The 3,464-nt window shown below is 63.4% G+C and carries 4 protein-coding genes; all 4 read right to left on the bottom strand.

Annotated elements, in window-relative coordinates; genetic code table 11:
* Positions 1-394, bottom strand: a 394-nt coding sequence (locus B2W70_RS15455; RefSeq protein WP_286747012.1) for a phosphoenolpyruvate carboxylase, incomplete at its 3' end; no start/stop codon positions are given.
* Between the two features lie 113 nt (positions 395-507).
* The gene (locus B2W70_RS15450; protein ID WP_286747011.1) at positions 508-1,788 is read right to left on the bottom strand and encodes a TRAP transporter large permease; all 1,281 of its coding nucleotides are present in this window, start codon (positions 1,786-1,788) and stop codon (positions 508-510) included.
* 11 nt (positions 1,789-1,799) lie between these two features.
* A complete protein-coding gene (locus tag B2W70_RS15445) occupies positions 1,800-2,405 on the bottom strand; it encodes a TRAP transporter small permease (RefSeq protein WP_286747010.1) in 606 nt (201 codons plus the stop codon).
* An 86-nt stretch (positions 2,406-2,491) separates the two neighbouring features.
* Positions 2,492-3,451, bottom strand: coding sequence for a TRAP transporter substrate-binding protein (locus tag B2W70_RS15440; protein WP_286747020.1), 960 nt, complete (start codon positions 3,449-3,451; stop codon positions 2,492-2,494).
* Positions 3,452-3,464 lie beyond the last annotated feature (13 nt).

The following is a 3,464-nucleotide window of genomic DNA, read 5'->3' as shown; positions in this document are numbered from 1 at the left end:
GCGCGGCGGGGATGGAGCCCGTGGCAGGTCGCGCACCGGCTTGGCTCGCCTGGCGAACCTGGTGGCGGTCCTCTGCCAGGTTGGCCAGGTGCGAGAAATAGCTGAACGCGCGGATGACCGACACGCTTTGGTCTGCCGACAGGTTGTTGAGCAGGCGGTCAAGGGCTTTGCCGGCCTGTGCGTCCTTTCGCCCTCTGTAGGCAACCGCCAATTGCCGAATTTTTTCGATCAGCTCGAAGGTGGCTTGCCCCTCCTGCTCACGGATGACGTCCCCCAACAACTTGCCCAGCAGGCGGATGTCGCGCAGCAGCGGGGCGATGACGGCATTCGCGGCGGACTTGGCCCCGGTCTGGGGGCGTGTGGTGGCCGTTGTAGTGGTTTTGCGTTGCGTCATGAGAAAGGAGGGCTGGCCGATGGATGCAGGGGTGCATCAAACATCGTGCCAGCCCTCCCGTCAGCGCGGTCATGTCCGAGCCGACAACTGGGTCAAAGCGACCGCTCAGTGCGTCATTTCATCAACAGATTGGGCAGCCACAGCGACAGGGGCGGGTAGTACGTCACCAGCACCAGGAAGCCCAGCATCGTCAGCAGCCAGGGCCACACGGCGACCGTCAACTCGGTGATGCCCATTTTGGTGATGCCCGAGGCCACGTACAGGTTCAGCCCCACCGGTGGGTGGCACATGCCGACTTCCATGTTCACCACGATCAGGATGCCGAAGTGCACCGGATCGATCCCCAGCTTGACGGCCACCGGGAACAGGATGGGCGCCATGATCAGCACGATCGACGACGGCTCCATGAAGTTGCCGGCCACCAGCAGCAGGATGTTGACCACCAGCAGGAAGGCGATCGGGCCCAGGCCCATGTTCACCAGCCAGTCGGCCAATTGCTGCGGGATGTTCTCGTTGGCCAGCACGAAGCTGAACAACACGGCGTTGGTGATGATGTAGAGCAGCATCGCGCTCATGTTGGCCGAGGCCAGCAGCACGCGCGGCACGTCTTTGAGGCCCATGTCCTTGTAGACGAACACGGCCACGATGAAGGCGTAGACGGCGCTCATGGCGGCGGCTTCGGTCGGCGTGAACAGGCCGGTGTAGATGCCGCCCATGACCACGACGATGAGCAGCAGGCCCCACATCGATTCGCGCAGTGCCTTGATGCGTTGCGCGAACGTCGCCTTGGGCATGCGCGGGTAGCCGAACTTGCGGGCGCGCCACCAGGTGGTCAGGCCCAGCAGGCTGGCCAGCATCAGGCCCGGGATCACACCGGCCATGAACAGGGCGCCCACCGAGGTGTTGGTCGACACCGAGTACATCACCATCACGATGGACGGCGGGATGAGGATGCCCAGTGCGCCCGAGGTGGTGATCACGCCGGCGCCGAACTTGTTCGGAAAGCCCGCCTTGACCATCGCCGGCAGCAAGATGGAGCCGATGGCCACCACCGTCGCGGGCGAGGAGCCCGACACGGCGGCGAACAGCGCGCAGGCCACCACGCCGGCCAGGCCCAAGCCACCGTGCCAGTGGCCGACCATGCTGGTGGCGAAGTTGATCATGCGCTTGGCGACCCCACCGTGGGTGAGGAAGTTGCCCGCCAGGATGAAGAACGGGATCGCCATGATCTCGAACTTCTCGATGCCGGTGAACAGCTTGAGTGCGACCGACTCGATGGGCACGTCCGTGAACCCGAAGATGAAGGTCAGGACGGTCAGGCCCAGGGAAATGGAGATCGGCATGCCGGTCAGCATGAGGACCAGCAGCAGGGTGAAAATGATGATGCCACTCATGGTTGTCTCCTTCAGGCCTTGGCTTGTTCGGCTTCTTCGTCCAGGCCGTCCACGTGTCCGTGGTCGTGGTGGGGCAACTCGCCGGTTCGGGCGAAGTTCCAGGCCACCTGCAGGAAGCGGAAACACATCAGCGAAGAGCCCAGCGGGATGGCGCTGTAGATGATCCAGGTCGGCCACTCCAGGTCAGGCGTGGTGGGGCCTTCGATCATTTCGGAGACGTCCATGCCCAGGAAGCTGTGGAAGGCGAAGTTCGCGCCGTTGTGCCAGACGAAGCCTGCCCCCATGGCCGCGATGGCGCCGGTGAACAACGCGCCAGCCAGCAGCCCGAACAGCACGAATTTCTTGCGGTTGCCGGGGCTGAGTTGGTTGATCAGCACGTCGACGCCGACGTGGATGCCGGTGCGCACGCCGTAAGCCGCGCCGAACTTGGCCATCCACACGAACAGGTAGATGGTGGCTTCTTGTGCCCAGGCCAGGTTCAGGCCGAGCAGCCAGTCTTGCAGCGGGGTGTTGAAACCCACGGCATAGCGGTGCACCACCGAGACGAAGATGATCAGGGTGGCGGCGCCCATCAGGGTCGCGATCAGCCACTCCTCCAGGTGATCGAGCCATTTCATGATGGGCTCTCCTTGGGTGAGGTCAACAGGTGTCGAAAAAAGGCCCACGTCACGCGTGGGCCAGCAGCGCGGTCAGCCCACGTCGATCACATCTTGGTGGGATCGAAGTTGGTGACCTTGTAGATCTCGTTGATGGTCTCTTCGCCGATGCGCGAGGACATCTGCTTGTGCACCGGGAACATCGCCTTCTTGAGCAGGAAGCGCTCGCCCAGGGTGGGCTGGTAGATGGTGGTCTTGCCGGCGGCCTTGACCTTGGCCAGGGCGTCCTGGTTGTCCTGGAAAGCGACGTCGTTGGCCACCTTGGTGGACTCGACCATGGCCTTGTTCAGCGCGGCGCGCACGTCGGCGGGCAGCCCGTCCCAGAACTTCTTGTTGACCACAACCGCGTAGCCCAGGTAGCCGTGGTTGGTGATGCTCAGGTGCTTCTGCACTTCATGCATCTTTTGCGTGTAGAGGTTGGACGGCGGGTTCTCGGTGCCATCGACCACGCCGGTCTGCAGCGCCTGGTAGGTTTCCGAGAAGGCCAGCACCTGGGGCAGGGCGCCCACAGAACGCATCTGCGCGTCCAGCACCTTGGAGGACTGGATGCGCATCTTCACGCCCTTGTAGTCCTCGGGCGACTTCAGCGGCTTGTTGGCCGACATCACCTTGAAGCCGTTGTCCCAGTAGGCCAGGCCGGTGATGCCGCGCGACTCGAGCTTCTTGAGCAGCTTGGCGCCCACAGGGCCTTGCGTGACAGCGTGCAGGTCGTTGTAGTCGTCGAAGATGAAGGGCAGGTCGAACGCTTCGAATTCCTTGACGCCCAGCGGGGCGAACTTCGACAGCGACGGCGCCAGCATCTGGACCGAGCCCAGTTGCAGCGCTTCCATCTCTTCCTTGTCCTTGTAGAGCTGGCTGTTGGGGTAGACCTCGACCTTGACTTTGCCCTTGGTCAGCTCGGCCGCGCGCTTGGCGAAGAACTCGGCGGCCTTGCCCTTGGGCGTGTCGACGGCCACCACGTGGCTGAACTTGATGATGATCGGGCTTTGCGCGAAAGCAGTCGGCATCAGGGCGGCGGTG

The sequence above is a fragment of the Aquabacterium sp. UBA2148 genome (genome assembly GCF_002328915.1).
Taxonomy (GTDB): Bacteria; Pseudomonadota; Gammaproteobacteria; order Burkholderiales; family Burkholderiaceae_C; genus Aquabacterium; species Aquabacterium parvum.
The sequence above is the reverse complement of the archived record's forward strand: the minus strand, read 5'-3'. Positions and strand labels throughout refer to the sequence as shown.